Genomic DNA, 18,881 nt, shown 5'->3' on the forward strand with positions numbered 1-18,881 from the left:
GATCGATACAGACTATGAATGGGAGTCCACTTTTCCTGTCGTAGGGTGTGGTTTTGTAATAAAATGACGGGTAAAAATAAGTTAGTAGAGAAGAGCATATGTCAACAACAGGTCGCATTCACTCATTCGAATCTTGCGGTACCGTCGATGGACCGGGTATTCGTTTTATTGTCTTTATGCAAGGCTGTCTTATGCGCTGCCAGTATTGCCACAACCGCGATACTTGGGATACGCATGACGGCAAAGAAATCAATGTCGATGAGCTAATCAAAGAGGCGAAATCTTACCGCCACTTCATGAATGCGTCTGGCGGCGGTGTGACTTGCTCTGGTGGTGAAGCAATGCTTCAACCAGAATTTGTTCGTGACTTTTTTAGAGCAGCTCAGGCAGAAGGCATCCACACCTGTCTTGATACTAACGGCTACATTCGCAAGCATACTGACGTAGTAGACGAAGTGCTTGAAGCCACCGATCTGGTGATGCTTGATCTTAAACACATGAAAGATGAAATCCACCAAGACTTCATCGGAGTTTCTAACCGTCGCGTTCTCGACTTTGCCCGTTACTTGCACAAAATCGGTCAAAAAACCTGGATTCGCTACGTCGTTGTCCCCGGTTATACTGACGATCCAGAAGCGGCTCACATGTTAGGTGAATTCATCAAAGATATGGATAACATCGAGAAAGTTGAACTGCTTCCGTACCACAAACTTGGTGCGCACAAATGGGAAGCACTAGGCTTTGATTATCCGCTTGAAGGCGTTGAGCCACCGAAGAAAGAAGTGATGGATGAAATCCAAAGCATCCTACTTCAATACACGGATACGGTGAAATACTAGAGCTTGCAATCTGTAAAGCTTTGACACGAAAAAAACGCGCTAGAAGGCGCGTTTTTTGTCATAAATATGTGTTGAGATCATGTTATAAGTCATACATATACTGTTAATCTGTCGATAATTCGTATTCATACATAAACTTATTAGAAAGTATTTAGTGAGGCTCTCAACATGGAAATGACAAACGCTCAACGTCTAATCCTATCTAACCAGTACTACCTGATGGCGAAACTCACGCCAGAAAACGCAGCGAAATACCAGCGTCTTCAGACCATCGTAGAACGTGGCTACGAGCTACAAATGCGTGAGATGAACAAAGAGTTCGGTTGCCTTGTAGAAGATGAGTGTCGTGAAGTTATCGACATCATGGAAATGTATCACGCGATGCAAGAATCAAACAAAATGCTGTCTGAAGAAGATCGTAAAGACGTCGATCAGCGCCGTCTACAGTTCTTGGGCTTTGATATCGCAACTGAAGCACAGTTAGTGAACTATGTTCGCTTCTTAGTGGACTCTGAAGGTCTGTACCCTCAGTTCGACAAGGGTGACCACCACTTCAATAGCCATGTTCCAATGCTAGACAAATATCGTCGCATGCTGGTTACGTGGAGAAACTGCCCACGTCAATATCACCTATCAAGTGCAGAATTCCGCCAGATTTTTAACGCTTAAGACGTTTTTGAAACGACTGTAGTCGTATTTTATGAAGAATGCCCGCCAATTTGAGCGGGTATTTTTTTGAGATTTTTTTTCTCATTGCACGGTCATCTCCCATAGTTAGGACTTACGTACTATTAGTGAGACTAGGGTGATTTTTCCTGCTATCACAAAGGGACTTTGTAAATAAATGCATAATTGTTAAGCATTAATCTGAAAACCCTACTAGTCTTTAAATTGACATGGAGTCGCATTGTATATGTGTTGACAGTCAGCTTTGCAGGTTAAGGGGAATCAGCTATGAGTATTTTCGATCATTATCAAACGCGTTATGAAGCCGCAAAAGATGAAGAGTTATCAATCCAGGAATTCTTAGCTCTATGTAAAGACGATAAAAGTGCCTATGCCAACGCCGCCGAGCGTCTTCTACTCGCTATTGGCGAGCCGGAAGTTATCGACACCGCACAGGATCCGCGCTTGAGTCGTATTTTCTCAAACCGTATTATCTCTCGCTACAAAACGTTCGAAGACTTCTACGGCATGGAAGATGCCATCGAACAAATCGTTTCTTACCTAAAACACGCCGCTCAAGGACTAGAAGAACGCAAACAGATTCTGTATCTACTCGGTCCTGTTGGTGGTGGTAAATCTTCTCTCGCTGAAAAGCTCAAAGCTTTGATGCAGAAGATGCCTATTTATGTGCTTTCCGCTAACGGTGAGCGCAGTCCAGTGAGCGATCACCCATTCTGTCTGTTCGACGTAAACGAAGATGGCGATCTTCTTAAGAGCGAATATGGCATCGAAAAGCGCTACCTACGCTCAATCATGTCACCATGGGCAGCGAAACGCCTTCATGAGTTCGGTGGTGACATTACCAAATTTAAAGTCGTTAAAGTAAGACCATCGATTCTTGACCAAGTCGCTATCGCGAAGACTGAGCCAGGCGATGAAAACAACCAAGACATTTCTGCATTGGTAGGTAAAGTCGATATTCGTCAATTAGAACACTACTCTCAAGACGACCCAGATGCCTACAGCTACTCTGGTGCACTATGTCGAGCTAACCAGGGCTTGATGGAATTCGTTGAGATGTTTAAAGCGCCGATCAAGGTCCTTCACCCACTACTTACTGCGACCCAAGAAGGTAACTATAACGGTACTGAAGGTCTTTCTGCACTGCCGTTTGATGGCATGATCCTCGCGCACTCGAATGAATCAGAGTGGCAGACATTCCGAAACAACAAAAACAACGAAGCCTTCCTAGACCGTGTTTACATTGTGAAGGTGCCATATTGCTTGCGTGTTTCAGAAGAAGTGAAGATCTACCAGAAGCTCCTTGAAAACAGTGAGTTATCTAAAGCACCTTGCTCACCAAGTACGCTGGAATTACTCGGTCAATTTAGTGTTCTATCGCGCTTGAAAGAACCAGAAAACTCATCGCTGTTCTCGAAGATGCGCGTTTATGATGGTGAAACACTGAAAGACACCGATCCTAAAGCGAAGAGCTATCAAGAATACCGTGACTATGCTGGTGTTGATGAGGGCATGTCTGGTCTATCTACTCGTTTCGCGTTCAAGATCTTATCTCGTGTGTTTAACTTCGACCAAACTGAAGTGGCAGCGAACCCGGTTCACCTGTTCTACGTTATCGAACAGCAGATTGAACGTGAGCAGTTCCCTCAAGAAGTTGGAGAGAAGTACCTGGAGTTCTTGAAGGGCTACCTAGTTCCTCGCTACGTTGAGTTTATCGGTAAAGAAATCCAGACTGCGTATTTAGAGTCTTACTCTGAGTACGGCCAGAACATCTTTGACCGTTATGTCACGTACGCCGATTTCTGGATCCAAGACCAAGAGTACCGTGATCCAGAAACTGGTCAGCTATTTGACCGTGCATCGCTCAATGAAGAACTGGAAAAAATTGAGAAGACCGCTGGTATCAGCAACCCGAAAGACTTCCGTAATGAGATTGTGAACTTCGTGCTACGTGCACGTGCGAACAACAATGGCTCAAACCCTGTTTGGACCAGCTACGAGAAGCTTCGCACCGTTATCGAGAAGAAAATGTTCTCGAACACAGAGGAGCTTCTTCCTGTTATCTCGTTCAATGCGAAAACGTCGTCTGAAGACCAACGCAAACACGATGATTTCGTCAATCGCATGATGGAGAAAGGTTACACCGAGAAACAAGTCAGATTGCTGTCTGAGTGGTACTTGAGAGTTCGTAAATCCTCATAGTACACCTGACTGTCTAGTTGCAGCCCCGAGCGCTTGCTCGGGTGCTGTATGGTGAGGGGAATACAGGGAGTAACTCATGGCACAATTTATTGATAGACGCTTAAACGGCAAGAACAAAAGTGCCGTTAATAGGCAGCGTTTTCTGCGCAGACATAAGCAGAAGATCAAAGAGTCGGTGACCGATGCCGTTAACCGTCGCTCGATCACGAACACCGAGACCGGCGAAGACGTCTCGATTCCGAGCAAAGACCTCAATGAGCCTATCTTCCATCAAGGCCAAGGGGGCGTAAAAGAGCGCGTCCATCCTGGTAACGATCAGTTCATCACTGGCGACAAAATCGAACGCCCACCAAAAGGTGGCGGTGGCGGCGGCGCCGGGCAAGGTGAAGCTAGCCCTGATGGAGAGGGTGAAGACGAATTTGTGTTCCAGATATCCAAAGACGAGTACTTGGATATTTTGTTCGAAGATCTCGCACTTCCAAATCTGAAAAAGAACCAAATCAACAAGATAAAAGAGTGGAAAACCCATCGTGCTGGTTACCAGACCGCGGGCATGCCCTCGAACATTGCTATCGTACGCTCACTTCAACAATCTTTAGCGCGCCGTACCGCTATGACGGCAGGCAAGCGCAAGATGCTTGATGAGCTCAATAAACAGCTTGATGCAATCAAAATCAGTGAGCCTGCACAGCCTCTTGAAGAGAACAGGCTCAAAGAGGAGATCGCAGAGCTTCGCAAGAAAATCGATAGTGTTCCTTTTATCGACACCTTTGATTTACGCTTCAAAAACTACGAAAAACGTCCAGTACCTTCCAGCCAAGCCGTTATGTTCTGTTTGATGGATGTATCTGGCTCCATGGACCAAGCAACCAAGGACATTGCTAAGCGCTTTTACGTCTTGTTGTACTTGTTCCTTACACGAACCTATGAAAACGTCGAAGTGGTGTTTATTAGACACCATACACAAGCTAAAGAAGTGGATGAGCACGAGTTCTTCTACTCTCAAGAAACGGGTGGAACCATTGTCTCGAGTGCATTAAAACTCATGCAAGAGATAGTGGAAGACCGTTATCCAACCGGAGAGTGGAATATCTACGCTGCACAGGCTTCTGATGGCGATAACTGGGCCGACGATTCACCGCGATGCCGTGACTTGCTAGTGAATAAACTACTACCAGCATGTCAGTACTACTCATATATCGAGATCACTCGCCGGACTCACCAGACTCTCTGGCATGAGTACGAGAAACTCGAGAATGACTTTGACAACTTCGCGATGAAAAACATCCGATCGGTAGAAGACATATTCCCTGTGTTTAGGGAGTTGTTTCAAAAAGAGACAGCATAGGGAGACGTGCTATGACCACTGAGACCAAGACAGAATCTAAGGTGTTACCTGATGGTCCTGACTGGACCTTCGACATGCTCGAGCGCTATCACGTCGAAATAAAACGTGTTGCTCAGCATTACAAACTCGACACTTATCCAAACCAAATCGAGGTTATCACCTCAGAACAGATGATGGACGCCTACTCGAGTATCGGTATGCCCATCAACTATAACCACTGGTCGTTTGGTAAGAAGTTTATTCAAACCGAACAAGGCTACAAACATGGACAAATGGGTCTGGCGTACGAGATTGTGATCAACTCTGACCCATGTATCGCCTACCTAATGGAAGAGAACTCCGTCACCATGCAAGCGCTGGTTATGGCGCACGCTTGTTACGGTCACAACTCTTTCTTTAAGGGCAATTACTTGTTCCAAACATGGACGGATGCAAGCTCTATCATCGACTACCTCTTGTTCGCGAAGAACTACATTGCTGACTGCGAGCAGAAGTATGGTGTCGAAGAAGTTGAGCAAATCCTCGACTCCTGTCATGCACTGATGAACTATGGCGTGGATCGCTATAAGCGACCTGAGAAGATCTCAATCGCTGAAGAGAAAGCACGTCAGGAAGAGCGTGAATCGTACCTGCAATCTCAAGTCAACGAGCTATGGAAAACCGTACCTAAGAACCGCGCAAAAGAGGAACAGCAAAAGGTACGTTTCCCAACAGAGCCTCAAGAGAACATTCTCTATTTTATTGAAAAAAATGCCCCTTTGCTGGAGCCTTGGCAGCGTGAAATCGTGCGCATCGTGCGCAAGGTAAGCCAATACTTCTATCCGCAAAAACAGACTCAGGTGATGAATGAGGGATGGGCTACGTTTTGGCACTACACCATCTTGAATCATCTATATGATGAAGGCTTGGTGAGTGATAAGTTTATTCTCGAGTTCTTGCACAGCCACACTAGTGTAGTCGCTCAACCCCCCTACAACAGCCCTTACTTTAGTGGGATTAACCCATATGCACTGGGCTTTGCAATGTTCCAAGACATTAAGCGAATTTGCGAAGACCCGACCGATGAAGATAAGGAGTGGTTCCCAGATCTCGCAGGCAGCGATTGGCTCGAGGCGGTTCACTTCGCAATGCATAACTTTAAAGATGAGAGCTTTATCAGCCAGTACCTTTCTCCACGCTTGATGCGTGAATTTAAGTTCTTCTCCATCCTCGATGATGACCGTAAGAACTTTGTAGAGGTCTCGGCTATTCACGACGAATTGGGCTATCGTCAGATTCGAGAAAAGTTAGCTGCTCAATATAACCTAAGCAATTTAGAACCAAACATTCAGGTCTACAACGTAGACGTGAGAGGCGATCGTTCACTGACCCTTCAGCATGTTCCACATAATCGTATACCTCTAGACGGTGGACATGAAGAGGTGTTGAAGCACCTGTATCGACTTTGGGGCTTTGATGTCATCTTAGAGGAAGTGAAAGATTCTGGCCGACGAGAAATACTGGGTACATGCCCTAAACGGGAGCCATATAACTCCAGTATTTAACGAATCAGGTAACCCCTTATTCCCCTTAGGACGTCACCTGATCTTAAGCGGATTGCTGTTTAGGCAGTAATCCGCTTAATTTTGTTCGCCACGATTATTTAACGACATTGATTGACGGCGCGAATCGAATAAAGGATAAGTGACGCCAACGCTTAACTGAACAGCATTTCTATGAAAAAAATACTGCTAGCTCTCGCCACCGCCCTACTCGCTATTGTCGCTCTTCTCGCTTGGGTGTTTATACCGACGCATGAACGAATTGGACCACAAACCAACGAAATCGAACTCAACGATGAGTTCTCAATATCCGCTCACCGTATCGTCTCTACCGATCCCGATGCGGGGAGTAAGTTCGCGTATTTTGTTGTTTCTGATGCTGTAAGCGTCGAGGACCAAGAGCCGTTTCTAGTTACTTCCGATCAGTTTGCAAAGGTTTCGGTAACTGGAGAACAGACATTGCAAGCCGTGGTTAATGGCAGAGTTTACCAGTTTCATAACGACCTTTGGGTTGAGCGAGAGAATGGTCAACTGTGGCGTTGGTATGTCAGTCTTGAAGCTAATTATGTTCGATAATTAAAACCAACGAGACACGACCATCGAGCCAAACGAACGTCATTCTAATGGCCGTGCACCTGCGCAGACAGGAATCTTTTTGAGGCTTGGTGCGCGCGTTGGGTAGATCTCTGCCTGCGCAGAGATGACGATTATTTTGAGTGTAAAGAACCTAAAACTCCCGTCATTCCTGTGCAGACAGGAATCTTCTTGAGGCTTGGTGCGCACGCTAGGTAGGCTCCTGCCTAACGCAGGAGTGACGACTATTTGAGTGTAAAGAACCTAAAACTCCCGTCATTCCTGTGCAGACAGGAATCTTCTTGAGGCTTGGTGCGCACGCTAGGTAGGCTCCTGCCTAACGCAGGAGTGACGACTATTTGAGTGTGAAGAACCTGAAACTCTCGTCATTCCTGTACAGACAGGAATCTTTTTGAGGTTTGGTGCGCGCGTTGGGTAGATCTCTGCCTGCGCAGAGATGACGATTATTTTGAGTGTAAAGAACCTAAAACTCCCGTCATTCCACTGGCCGTGCGCCTGCGCAGACAGGAATCTTTTTTGAGGCTTGGTGCGCGCGTTGAGTAGATCTCTGCCTGCGCAGAGATGACGGCTACTTTGAGTATAGTGGCTAACAACTCCCGTCATTCCTGTGCAAACAGGAATCTACTTGAGGATTGGTGCGCGCGTTGGGTAGATCTCTGCCTGCGCAGAGATGACGATTATTTTGAGTGTAAAGAACCTAAAACTCCCGTCATTCCACTGGCCGTGCGCCTGCGCAGACAGGAATCTACTTGAGGCTTGGTGCGCACGTTTCAGAAAAAACTAATAGGTAAATAAAAATCTAGTTCAAACGCTTCTTCATCGTTTAAAAAGTGGTTCTGATGGTAATGCACATACGCTGGTGTCGAACGCAGTTTAAAGCCTGAAGCCGGTAGCCATTTTTCTAAAACAATACTGATTTGTGGCAGCAATTCACCATAGACACCCGTCAATCGAAACACCGCGTGCAAACCGCCAGGTATCGTCATTTGGTTCACAACACCACGGTATTTAAGTGGCTTATCAATGGCGATGCAGGCTACGTAGCGGCACTTATCCAATTCGACCCAAGCGGGGTTCGAGTGATGCAAACCGTATTGGGTTGAAAAATCACGGTTCTCGGAGTTGGCCCAAGCCTTGAGCACCAGCCATGCATTACGGATAGAGCGGTTGTACCCCTCATGACGCACGTAAGCAGCAAAGCGTTGTGGCACTTCAACGATTTTGGGCTTAGGTAATGTAAGCTCAGCAACTCGATGGTAACCCTCCGCCACCTCAGGATCTTTTAGGTAGGGCTTTTCCGCAACCTGCAAATCATGCTTACGCCAAGTACCAGGTGACATATCAAATGTGGCTTTAAAGGCGCGACTGAACGATGACACTGAGCTGAAACCACACTTATTGCCAATCTCCAAAACTGACGACTTAGTATCGAACATCAACTGGTTTGCTGCGTACTCCATTCGCGTGCGACGGATGTATTGATGAATCGACTCTCCCACTACATTCTTGAAGATACGGTGAAAATGCTGCTCAGAATATGCCGCTACATTAGCGAGCTCTTTAGCGGATAACTCTCGACTAATATCTTGGTGTATGTAGAACAATACGTCATTAATTCTAGAAACCTGTTGTTGGCTCATAATTCAACGCTCTATCGAAATAGCATAAATGGACATGTTTAACAGCATAAATGGACACACTAAGTTTGGCAATTCACATGTAATATCTTTCGAAGAAAACCAGAGTTAATAAACAAGAGAAAAACAACAGATGGAAATCGCACAGTCATTGCAACAAGTAAAGTCATCATACATTCGAGAGATCCTCGCTGCGGCCAGCGATAAAAACGTCATCTCACTTGCAGGCGGTTTACCTGACGAAAAGACCTTCCCTATTGACTTAATGAAGCCAACGCTTGAGAACTTAGCGAACATGCCAGAAGTGTTTCAGTACGGTTCAACAGCAGGCTATACGCCACTGTTAGATTTTCTCAATGATTACTTCCAGCTCCCTGAAACACACACTGCAATGATAACTACCGGCTCTCAGCAAGGTCTGGATTTGATTGCGCGGGCTTACGTGAACCCAGGTGACAAGGTGGTGATGGAGGCGCCAAGTTACCTCGGCGCAATGCAGGTATTTGGCTTAGTCCAAGCCAATATCGTTACCGTTTCTCAAACCGAGTTTGGTCCAAACCTTGAAGAGCTGGAGCGATGCTTCGAAACGGAAAAGCCGAAAATGTTCTACGCGGTGCCAGACTTCCATAACCCAACAGGGGTGTGCTGGTCGCTCGAAACACGTCAAAAAGTTGCTGAGCTTTGTATTCAATATGACGTGGCTTTCATTGAAGATGCGCCATACCGAGAACTGCGTTTCTCCGGTGAGGCTCTGCCTTTGGTTTCTGATTTCTGTCCACAGAACTCAATCCTACTGCGCTCATTCTCTAAGATCGCGTCACCAGGTCTTCGCATCGGAGTGGTTACAGGTAAAACGAACTACCTAGAACCATTAATCAAAATCAAACAAGGCGCAGATCTGCACTCAAGTGTACCGATGCAGGCACTCCTGCACGGTCTGCTTAGACACGACAACTTTGAAACCCACATCAACACCATTTGTGAGCTTTACAAATCTCGCTACGACGTTATGTATGCGGAACTAGAACAACGGCTTCCTACAAGCTGTGTATTGAAACCCGTTAATGGCGGGATGTTTGTATGGGTGGAAATCCCAGAGTGCGATACGTTTGAGCTTGCAAAAACACTACTTGCCAACGGTGTGGCCGTTGTACCAAGCCCAGTGTTCTACCCTGAAGGCTCTGAGGTAAAGGCCGCACTGCGTCTTAACTTTACCAACGCAACACCAGACGAATTGAGAGTAGCGGTGAAGCGTTTAGCGGACGTATTACACAAGCTTTCCTAGCCCCAATAAACTCGCCAATGAATAAGAAGTTTTCTTAATGCGTAAATCAGATAAGAAGATCGAGAACTTAATTAGAGACGTGTTAACTGACGTTTGTGAAGAGACACTAAAAAGCTACGATGGTTTTCTTTGGGTGACTCATATCGTTAAACACGCCTCCTTCCCACAAAGCCTAAAAATTATCTGCGTATTTGAAACGAATCAGGATAGAGCACACTTTTTAATGGGAGACGGTCAGCAGCATGTCTCAACAGCTATTCAGGTGGCGTTTAGTAAAGTTGGCGTGCAGCTAAAGAACGTAAGTAAGCAAATCAGTTACGAAACCAAGTAAAAGCAAGATGTAAAAAAGGGATCTGCATAAATCAGATCCCTCATCGTTTTTCAGCCTAAGACCACAGCGGCACTTATTTTGTCAATTGGCTATATAAACAATCAAACAATAGGTCGCTGACCACGGCTTATCAGCTTCATAAACACATTGTCTGCCGCATCACCTGCTACACCAGAAAGTTTATCAGTGAGTTTTTTCTTCTGAACGTAACGAATCGACAATACTGTTTTGTCTTTGCACGCCTCAATGACGATGTCATCGGACGCTTTGATTTCATCGACCAAGCCCAGTTCTTTCGCTTGAGTACCAAACCAGTGTTCGCCCGTTGCGACTTTATCGAGGTCTAGATCAGGACGGTGATCGCGGATAAAGTCTTTGAACAGGCCGTGCGTCTCTTCTAGCTCTTGCTTGAACTTGTCACGAGCCTTGTCTGTGTTTTCACCAAACATGGTTAGGGTACGCTTGTACTCACCAGCGGTTAGCTGTTCAAATTCAATGTCATTTTTCTTTAGAAGCTTATTGAAGTTTGGAAGCTGAGCGATAACGCCGATTGAGCCAACAACCGCAAAGGGTGCTGATACAATCTTATCTGCGATACATGCCATCATATAGCCACCGCTTGCCGCCACTTTGTCGACTGCGATTGTCAAAGGCAGGTTAGCTGCTTTGATTCGATCAAGCTGCGATGACGCCAGTCCGTAGGCGTGAACCATACCACCGCCCGACTCTAGTCGAACTAGGACCTCATCGCCCTCTTTCGCTACAGCAAGAATCGCGCTGACTTCTTCACGCAGAGACGCGACTTCTTTTGCGTCAATGCTACCAATAAAGTCCAGTACAAATAGGTGTGATTCACGTTTGCTCTCTAACTCACCCTCTTTTGCGGCCTTCTTGATTTCTTTTTCGCGCTGCTTTGCTTTCTCTTTTTCAGCTTTCTTTTCAGCTTTGTCGCGCGCTTTGATAAAGGCTTCATCATGCAGATGATGCTCTAGTTGTTCTACTGTGTGTTTACGCTGCTCAGTCAAGTTGGTGATTTCCAACTCACCTTTCGCACCACCAGCACGACCACCTACTGATTTAGCAACAATCAGTAGCGCCACAATCGCAACGACCACTGTCACGATCTTGGCCAAAAATAATCCGTAGTCTAATAAAAATTCCAATGTCTTATCCCCTATACGACGAATTGGTGTATTGTAACTAACTTGTCACGATTACCAATAAGAATTATTCAAAACTAAGGAAGTGTTACGTGGAATATTCAACCGCTCCTGAAGCTTTGCAAGGTAAAGTTATTTTAGTTACAGGCGCTGGTGCCGGCATTGGTCGCCAAGCTGCGTTGAGTTATGCCGAGCATGGTGCGACGGTGATTTTGCTTGGTCGCAACGTCAACAACCTAGAGTTGGTGTACGACGAGATTGAGAAGCGAGGCTACCCGCAGCCAGCCATCATCCCTCTCGACTTGAAAGGGGCAACCAAACAAAACTACGTTGATATGGCCGAAACCATTGAAAACCAATTTGGTCAACTGGATGGTGTTTTACACAATGCTGGTGTGCTCGGTACATTAAGTCCATTCGATCAAATCGATGAAGAAACGTTTGATGATGTTATGCAGATCAACGTAAAAGCGGAGTTCTTGATGACACAAGCGCTGCTGCCTATCTTGAAGAAAGCAGAAGCTGGCCGCATTGTCTTCACATCATCGACGGTTGGTCATTCAGGCCGTGCATTCTGGGGCACCTATGCGATTTCCAAGTTTGCGGTTGAAGGCATGATGCAAATTTTAGCCGACGAACTCAGCGACACGGCTATCCGTGTGAATGCGATTAACCCTGGCGCAACGCGTACTCGCATGCGTGAAAAAGCCTACCCGGGTGAAGATGCCAATACATTGAAGACGCCACAAGACATCATCCCGCTCTATCTGCATCTGATGGATCCGAGCGTGACAGAAGTGAACGGTCAATGTATTGATGCTCAGCCTAAACGTTGATCCGTTGACTTAGCGAAATAGTCGACGCACTAATCAATAAAGCGGCGCAGATAATAGTATCTGCGCCGCTTTTTCGTTTACCGGACCTGTCACTACTTACTGTTCAAGAACTCGACGGCTTTATCCGGAAAATCCGTGAATACACCATCGACCTTCACTTGATAATAGAAAATGTTCAACATGTTATCAAAGTCCTCGGCATACGCAGGAATACGCCCCTCATCTGCTCTGAACGTGTACGGATGTACCGCTAAACCCGCTGCTTTCGCGGACGCCATCAGTGGGGTCACCTTAATATTGCCCTTGGTGGAGGATGAATCCACAAGCATCGGCTTCCAAGGTCCAATTCCGTCGGCATAGCGAGCGACTTGCTCCATACCTTTGGGCTCAAACATCCATTCATAACGATAAGGCTGCTTCTTATCGCCTTGATAGACCATGGTTTCGTTCCAGTCCGTATACGCGATAAGCTGAACTAGTTTCAGGTCCATCCCCATTTCTGGCAGTAATTGGTCGTTGATACGCTGTAACTCATTGGCATCAAAGCACTGCAGGTAAATATTGTCGTCTTTTGTGTCGTAGCCGTATTGCTTAAGCACAGTGAGTACGGCTTTGGAGATATCTTTCCCTTCATGGCGATGAAACCAGGGCGCTTTGATTTCTGGGTAGATTCCAATGTCATAACCCAGTGTTTGATTTAACCCTTGAATCAGCTCAATCTCTTCTTCCAACGTTGGCACAGTAAAATCTGATTTCCACATTGGGAAGCGTTCTGGATACCCAGCCACCTTGTTACCCTGCTCATCGAGCTTAAAGCCTTCTGTCACGCGCAACGTCTTAATTTCAGCTAAGGTAAAATCAATCGCGTAAAAGCGGCCATCCTCCCTCACTCTGTCCGGAAAACGGCTCGCGACATCGGTGACGCGATCAAGATAGTGATCATGCAGCACCACTAGGCGATCGTCTTTCGTCATCACCACATCTTGCTCGATGTAGTCCGGCTTCATTGCATACGCGAGAGCTTTTGCCTCCAGCGTGTGTTCAGGCAAATAACCTGACGCTCCTCGGTGAGCAATCACCAAGGGTTTAGCCATAGCGTTCATCGATGCCGCTAACGCCATAGCTGAAAGAATAAGCGTTGAAGTTTTCATCGTGATTTCCTTATTGAGCTACGAAGATAGCGCTTCTTTATTCTTTAACTGCTCGTCTTGTAATTGTTTTTCCAGTTGCTTCGCCTCATGATGAGCACGCTCACCCAGCAATGCGTAGGTCAAACAAATTATAGAAACAATGCACGAACCCACCAGCAGGATAAAGCCACCATCCCAACCAAAGTGATCAACGGTATAGCCTAGCACTGCGTTTGCCGCTACTGCGCCGCCTAGATAACCAAATAATCCGGTTAACCCCGCAGCTGTTCCCGCTGCTTTTTTCGGTGCTAGTTCGAGCGCGTACAAGCCAATCAGCATCACCGGACCATAAATCAAGAAGCCAATCGCCACCAGCGCCATCATATCGACTGCCGGGTTACCTGCTGGGTTAAACCAGTAGACCATGACGGCTACTGTTACCAATGCCATAAATAGAATGCCCGCTGGTGCACGACGTCCCTTAAAGAGCTTATCTGAAATCCAACCACACAGTAGTGTTCCTGGGATCCCTGCCCATTCATATAGGAAGTATGCCCACGATGATTTGTCGACCGAGAAGTCTTTCGCCTCTTTCAAGTAAACTGGCGCCCAATCCAATACGCCGTAACGGATTAGATACACAAAGGCATTGGCAATAGCGATAGACCACAGCAGCTTATTGGAGAATACATACTTAAAGAAGATCTCTTTCGCGGTCATTTCTTTTTCGTGTGAGGTGTCGTAATCGTCTGGATAGTCTTGTTTGTACTCTTCAATTGGGGGCAAGCCACAAGACTGCGGCGTATCACGCAGAGTCACCCAAACAAAGAGTGCAACGAGAGTGGCAAAAAAGGCAGGAACATAAAAAGCGGTGCGCCAATCATCGTTGAAAGCCCAGAGACCAAGGATAAACAGTGGACCAATTAAGCCACCACCCACGTTATGGGCGACATTCCATACTGATACGATTTCGCCGCGCTCTTTGCGAGACCACCAATGTACCATGGTACGCCCACAAGCAGGCCATCCCATACCTTGGAACCAGCCGTTTAGGAACAGCAAGATAAACATGGCAGTGATGCTTCCCGTTGCCCAAGGCATAAAGCCGAAGCAGAACATCACGATTGCCGACATTAGTAGACCGGCACTTAAGAAATACCTTGGGTTTGAGCGATCCGAGACACTGCCCATAAGAAACTTAGACAAGCCGTAAGCGATAGATACCGCTGCCAATGCCACCCCCAGGTCACCGCGGCTATAACCTTGCTCTATTAAATACGGCATGGCGAGGCTGAAGTTTTTGCGCACTAAGTAGTAGCCCGCATATCCAACAAAAATACCGATAAACAGTTGCCATCTTAGACGAGAGTAGGTGCGATCAACCTTGTCGAACGCCAAACGTTCGATATGTGCCTTAGGCTTAAATATTCCGAACATAAAGACCTCATTTTGAGCGAAATAGTACAAACATCGAACGACATAAACGCTCGTTCGAAACTAATCGCGAGTGTATGAGAACCTTTTGTAAATATCTGTGACTCATCCCTCAACGGAATAATATCCAACTAAAATCATATACATATAGTTTGTTATTTGGAGGAAGGTTCGGTTTTCACTATATTTAGTTACTATCCGCATGCTGCTACCGGCCTGAATATTAAGCGTTTATTTGGGAGAGCAACAGCGACTAAGGGCAAGCAACCCTTAATCAAAATGAGATGAGTGTGGTTTAAATGGGAGACTATTCCATGCGTTCAGCGATGGTGTTTTGCTAAAAACTCAGCGGCTGTTGCAATGCCGTGCTCATAGTCTTCCAAGATCTGATCTTTTTGGCTCAGCAGTCCTTTAGACGACAGTTCGCGTTCTGGCTGTATGTGCCATAGGTTGACATCATCCGGTGGCGATAGCAGGAACTGCTCCACTTCTGCATGATTTGCATAGTGTGAAACCAGCATATCCAGATGACTTGTGCTGCTTCGACTAAATGGCGTACGTTTGTTTTGAATATCAATCAAGCGAGCCAGTTTTTCTTTATCTTGAATCCATTGCTTTAAGTTAAGCTTATCTGCTGTCATCAACTTATATTGGTCGCGATACGACTCCAGGCGCGGGCCCGTTAGTCGCTGATAATCGACCTTCATCTCAGCGACTTTCGCGGAAAACTGCTTTTGGAACTCAGCGAGTTTTTCTTTTGTCCCTGAGACTTTGAGGTGACGAATGTGCATCTCTAACCCTTCTTCTAACTCTTTTTTCCATTTATCGAGTGACTCACGGACTGAAGTTGGCAACATTAGCGCTTCTTTCGGTTTTGGGATGGTACTTATCACGACCATATTATTGATACCGCGGCGATACGACTCTTCTACAGGAATGGTTGCCGATACCCCGCCATCGACCCATTTTTTCCCATCAAACTCAATATCATGATAGTAAAGCATTGGAATTGCACAGGTTGCTCTTAGCACATCAAACCAATTATCAGCGAAGATCGGATAGTAGTAATCCTTTAACTCTTCCACATCCGTAATACAGGCGAGTGCCACTTTATCATCGCCTAGGTTCTGCTTACCGAGAGATAAGTCGAGGGGAAACTCGCCACTGTTGACGAAGTCAAACGCCCAATCGAGATCCATAGGTTGCTGCTTTTGCAGAAACTTATTCATATCGAAAAAACGCTCGCGCGTAGTGTAGTTAAGGATAAAGTCGAGACCAATGCCACGCTGTTTGGTCACAAAGGAAGAGACATTCAGTGCACCTGCCGAGGTACCTATGTACAACGAGAAGGGGTCAAAGCCGGCATCAATAAACTTGTCCAACACACCCGAGGCAAACGCCCCCTTTTGACCGCCACCTTGTACAATTAGCGAGTATTTATCTTTCTGGTTAAACACGCTGAGCCCCTCAACCATCATGGAATCCTTAACATAGTTCAATGAGATTAAAATATTTACTCTAGTCTTTACACTCTTTTTCGCGGTTTTTTGTTACCACTCTTTCCCCAATCTATACACTAACTCTTTGTTTCTAGTCCTTTGTCTTTGAACACTCTCTCACCTTTCAAGAATTGATGCTGTTTTCAGGGCTTGCGAGCCGACCTTTTTATTATATACTGTATGTATATACAGGTATTTTATTATGCATGAACTCATTCAGAATTTACACAGTAAGCAATTGATATGGAAAGGAAACCGAGTTGAAGTTCCTCGCGAGTTTCATTGTACCGGTTTCTCCGAACTCGACCACAGGCTTGGTGGCGGGTTTCCTACATCTGGCGTAATTGATATTCAGTCTCCTCAAGGTATTGGGGAGCTGAGATTATTGATGCCTTTTGTACAAAAACAGGCCTCTGAAAGATTGTTTGTTTTGATCAACCCTCCCGGTTATCTGTGTGCCGAGTACCTATATGCTCAAGGTATTAGCCCCTCTCAAGTGCTACTGCTCTATCCTGATTCGCCGCAACACGCATTATGGGCCGCCGAGCAGTGCTTAAAAAGTGGCGCATGCTGTGGGGTTTGTCTTTGGCATAGTGGAATTGAAATTCATCAAGCAAAGCGTCTTCAAGTGGCGAGCGAGGTGGGGCACTGTCTCCAGTTCCTTTTTAAGCCAGCACCCGCGAATAACGATACTCAGGTATTTTCACTCCCAGTCTCTTTGAGCTTAACCCTAAGCCCGCATGAGATGGGATTGTCTGTGGCAATTACCAAACGCAAAGGTGGTTTTGTTCGCGACCAATTTGTGATCAACATGCATGACCGCTGGCCTGAGCTCACCACCAGCGAAAAACCAAGCACCTCTACTGTGGTTGCCTTCCCAATGCGTCAGCAAGGATAAGCATGTTACTGTGGTTATATTTGCACTTCCCGACCCTGCAGCTTGATACGCTGTTTGCTGGGCATCGAGAAGAGAACGACACATCGTCAGAGCCAACTAGCGGAGAAGAAGCGCTCGCTGTAGCGATTGTTGATGGCCGTAAACATGAAGTGGTGCAAGCCAACGCTTGCGCCCTCGAACAAGGTGTAACCTTAGGTATGGGATTGGGTAGCGCGGCTGCGCTTTGCCAAGATCTTCAGGTGCACCCTTACGACAATGACGTCGAGACTCGGCGATTGCACGATATTGCTCAGTGGCTGTACATGATCACCTCTGATATCTGCCTCTGCCCACCCAATGGTCTTTTGATTAAGGTCACCAATATGCTGTCATTATACGAGGGTATTGGTAACTATTGGGCTGCGCTGCAAACACATCTCAAACATCTGAACGTGCAAGCCTACTATTCAACGGGCGTGTCTCCATATTCAGCGATGCTAATGGCAAAGCAAGGGCGCAACTGGATTGAATCCGATCGAAAGGCGCTCAATGATGCTGTTGCTCGCTATTCATTAACGTGCTCTGAGCTACCAAACAAACAGGTCGAAAAGCTACAGCGGGTTGGCATTCAAACTATTGCCGACCTTTTAGCACTCCCCTTACCTGATATTGCCAAACGCTTTGATATCGACTTAGTGAACTATGTCGGCAGGCTCACCGGGCAATTCAAACACCCTGTTGATTTCTATCACCCACCTGAGCACTTTTGCCAGTATTTGGAGCTGTTATTTGATATCGAGAATATCGACTGGTTACAAAAGCCTTTAAGGCGGCTCCTCAACCAGCTCGAGGTGTTTCTTAAGCTACGCGACAAAGTGGCGTTTGAGCTATCACTCATCCTCCACCAGCGTGATCATGGCGATAAGTCGGTAAGCTTCCATTCTGCACAAGGGGATTATCTTGCTGAGAAATGGCAAGCCCTCTCTACGCTCACGCTCGAAAGTATCAAGCTGGATGGTCCCGTGAATGGTTTAACGCTGGAAATCGTGCGCGCCGATGAGGTGCAAGTCAATGAACATGATCTGTTTAGTGGCGTCAAAGGAAGCCAAACAGCCCTTGAACTCATCTCAACATTGCAGGCAAAGCTTGGTCAAAACAATGTAACCTCGTTGACGCTCACCGATGATCCAAGACCTGAGTTCGCCACGCAGCCGAGAGTCCCTACCGCGAACGAAAAATCAGAGGTAAATGCCCACTTACCTCATAAACTCCGTCCGAGCTTACTGTACAGCACTCCTCTTGCTCTCGAGCAAAAGGTAACCGTCGCTCTCGGCCCTGAACGCATCGTCAGCGGTTGGTGGGATGGTAACCCTGTAAAGCGTGACTACTATGTCGCACGTAGTGAACAGGGGCAGTGGTTATGGGTTTATCGCACAGAAGACAAGCAGTGGTTTATCCACGGGCAATTTAGTTAACCATTT

16 protein-coding genes are annotated in these 18,881 nt (G+C 46.4%); 11 read left to right on the top strand and 5 right to left on the bottom strand.

The window, feature by feature from the left end:
* Positions 1-98 precede the first annotated feature (98 nt).
* From pflA to AC6I8Y_RS10990, 6 genes are all read left to right on the top strand, one after another.
* Positions 99-839: a pyruvate formate lyase 1-activating protein gene (gene pflA, locus AC6I8Y_RS10965; RefSeq protein ID WP_042471961.1), complete on the top strand. Its 741-nt coding sequence runs from the start codon at positions 99-101 to the stop codon at positions 837-839.
* Positions 840-1,007: 168 nt separating this feature from the next.
* Positions 1,008-1,508, top strand: coding sequence for a YfbU family protein (locus tag AC6I8Y_RS10970; protein ID WP_042471957.1), 501 nt, complete (start codon positions 1,008-1,010; stop codon positions 1,506-1,508).
* A gap of 285 nt (positions 1,509-1,793) precedes the next feature.
* Positions 1,794-3,728 (top strand): PrkA family serine protein kinase, encoded by a 1,935-nt coding sequence (locus tag AC6I8Y_RS10975; RefSeq protein ID WP_042501888.1) that lies wholly within the window; start codon positions 1,794-1,796, stop codon positions 3,726-3,728.
* A 76-nt stretch (positions 3,729-3,804) separates the two neighbouring features.
* Positions 3,805-5,076: a YeaH/YhbH family protein gene (locus AC6I8Y_RS10980; protein WP_234495575.1), complete on the top strand. Its 1,272-nt coding sequence runs from the start codon at positions 3,805-3,807 to the stop codon at positions 5,074-5,076.
* Positions 5,077-5,087: 11 nt separating this feature from the next.
* On the top strand, positions 5,088-6,620 hold the full coding sequence (locus AC6I8Y_RS10985; RefSeq protein WP_234495574.1) for a SpoVR family protein: 1,533 nt from the start codon (positions 5,088-5,090) through the stop codon (positions 6,618-6,620).
* A gap of 171 nt (positions 6,621-6,791) precedes the next feature.
* Positions 6,792-7,193: a hypothetical protein gene (locus AC6I8Y_RS10990; RefSeq protein ID WP_498020182.1), complete on the top strand. Its 402-nt coding sequence runs from the start codon at positions 6,792-6,794 to the stop codon at positions 7,191-7,193.
* 788 nt (positions 7,194-7,981) lie between these two features.
* Here the strand turns inward: AC6I8Y_RS10990 and AC6I8Y_RS10995 are convergent.
* Positions 7,982-8,851 (bottom strand): AraC family transcriptional regulator, encoded by an 870-nt coding sequence (locus AC6I8Y_RS10995; protein WP_498020184.1) that lies wholly within the window; start codon positions 8,849-8,851, stop codon positions 7,982-7,984.
* Between the two features lie 130 nt (positions 8,852-8,981).
* Between AC6I8Y_RS10995 and AC6I8Y_RS11000 the strand changes: the two genes are divergently transcribed.
* Together AC6I8Y_RS11000 and AC6I8Y_RS11005 are read left to right on the top strand one after the other, a co-directional pair.
* Entirely contained in the window at positions 8,982-10,133 is a 1,152-nt protein-coding gene (locus AC6I8Y_RS11000; protein WP_498020185.1) for an aminotransferase-like domain-containing protein, read from the top strand.
* Between the two features lie 37 nt (positions 10,134-10,170).
* Positions 10,171-10,464, top strand: a complete 294-nt coding sequence (locus AC6I8Y_RS11005; RefSeq protein WP_394151590.1) for a Fis family transcriptional regulator — start codon at positions 10,171-10,173, stop codon at positions 10,462-10,464.
* A 101-nt stretch (positions 10,465-10,565) separates the two neighbouring features.
* On the opposite strand, the gene sohB is transcribed toward AC6I8Y_RS11005, so the two are convergent.
* A complete protein-coding gene (sohB, locus tag AC6I8Y_RS11010; protein WP_234495571.1) occupies positions 10,566-11,627 on the bottom strand; it encodes a protease SohB in 1,062 nt (353 codons plus the stop codon).
* 89 nt (positions 11,628-11,716) lie between these two features.
* Here sohB and AC6I8Y_RS11015 point away from each other — a divergent pair, with 89 nt between their 5' ends.
* Positions 11,717-12,460 carry a YciK family oxidoreductase gene (locus AC6I8Y_RS11015; RefSeq protein WP_234495570.1) on the top strand — a complete coding sequence of 248 codons (744 nt, stop codon included), beginning with the start codon at positions 11,717-11,719 and terminating at the stop codon, positions 12,458-12,460.
* A gap of 92 nt (positions 12,461-12,552) precedes the next feature.
* Here AC6I8Y_RS11015 and glpQ read toward each other — a convergent pair whose 3' ends face one another.
* The 3 genes from glpQ to AC6I8Y_RS11030 form a co-directional block, all read right to left on the bottom strand.
* Positions 12,553-13,611 carry a glycerophosphodiester phosphodiesterase gene (glpQ, locus tag AC6I8Y_RS11020; protein WP_394151591.1) on the bottom strand — a complete coding sequence of 353 codons (1,059 nt, stop codon included), beginning with the start codon at positions 13,609-13,611 and terminating at the stop codon, positions 12,553-12,555.
* 18 nt (positions 13,612-13,629) lie between these two features.
* Positions 13,630-15,027 carry a glycerol-3-phosphate transporter gene (glpT, locus tag AC6I8Y_RS11025; RefSeq protein ID WP_252011690.1) on the bottom strand — a complete coding sequence of 466 codons (1,398 nt, stop codon included), beginning with the start codon at positions 15,025-15,027 and terminating at the stop codon, positions 13,630-13,632.
* A 317-nt stretch (positions 15,028-15,344) separates the two neighbouring features.
* On the bottom strand, positions 15,345-16,481 hold the full coding sequence (locus AC6I8Y_RS11030; RefSeq protein WP_234495567.1) for a patatin-like phospholipase family protein: 1,137 nt from the start codon (positions 16,479-16,481) through the stop codon (positions 15,345-15,347).
* Between the two features lie 244 nt (positions 16,482-16,725).
* Between AC6I8Y_RS11030 and imuA the strand changes: the two genes are divergently transcribed.
* Positions 16,726-17,421, top strand: a complete 696-nt coding sequence (imuA, locus tag AC6I8Y_RS11035) for a translesion DNA synthesis-associated protein ImuA (RefSeq protein WP_252011688.1) — start codon at positions 16,726-16,728, stop codon at positions 17,419-17,421.
* A gap of 2 nt (positions 17,422-17,423) precedes the next feature.
* Positions 17,424-18,875, top strand: a complete 1,452-nt coding sequence (locus AC6I8Y_RS11040) for a Y-family DNA polymerase (protein ID WP_498020187.1) — start codon at positions 17,424-17,426, stop codon at positions 18,873-18,875.
* The last annotated feature ends 6 nt before the right edge of the window (positions 18,876-18,881 follow it).

Source organism: Vibrio sp. KUL78, assembly GCF_059725505.1.

Coding starts and splice junctions, on each gene's coding strand:
- pflA (WP_042471961.1), top strand. CDS start 99: ATGTCAACAACAGGTCGCATTCACTCATTCGAATCTTGCGGTACCGTC.
- AC6I8Y_RS10970 (WP_042471957.1), top strand. CDS start 1,008: ATGGAAATGACAAACGCTCAACGTCTAATCCTATCTAACCAGTACTAC.
- AC6I8Y_RS10975 (WP_042501888.1), top strand. CDS start 1,794: ATGAGTATTTTCGATCATTATCAAACGCGTTATGAAGCCGCAAAAGAT.
- AC6I8Y_RS10980 (WP_234495575.1), top strand. CDS start 3,805: ATGGCACAATTTATTGATAGACGCTTAAACGGCAAGAACAAAAGTGCC.
- AC6I8Y_RS10985 (WP_234495574.1), top strand. CDS start 5,088: ATGACCACTGAGACCAAGACAGAATCTAAGGTGTTACCTGATGGTCCT.
- AC6I8Y_RS10990 (WP_498020182.1), top strand. CDS start 6,792: ATGAAAAAAATACTGCTAGCTCTCGCCACCGCCCTACTCGCTATTGTC.
- AC6I8Y_RS10995 (WP_498020184.1), bottom strand. CDS start 8,851: ATGAGCCAACAACAGGTTTCTAGAATTAATGACGTATTGTTCTACATA.
- AC6I8Y_RS11000 (WP_498020185.1), top strand. CDS start 8,982: ATGGAAATCGCACAGTCATTGCAACAAGTAAAGTCATCATACATTCGA.
- AC6I8Y_RS11005 (WP_394151590.1), top strand. CDS start 10,171: ATGCGTAAATCAGATAAGAAGATCGAGAACTTAATTAGAGACGTGTTA.
- glpQ (WP_394151591.1), bottom strand. CDS start 13,611: ATGAAAACTTCAACGCTTATTCTTTCAGCTATGGCGTTAGCGGCATCG.
- glpT (WP_252011690.1), bottom strand. CDS start 15,027: ATGTTCGGAATATTTAAGCCTAAGGCACATATCGAACGTTTGGCGTTC.
- imuA (WP_252011688.1), top strand. CDS start 16,726: ATGCATGAACTCATTCAGAATTTACACAGTAAGCAATTGATATGGAAA.
- AC6I8Y_RS11040 (WP_498020187.1), top strand. CDS start 17,424: ATGTTACTGTGGTTATATTTGCACTTCCCGACCCTGCAGCTTGATACG.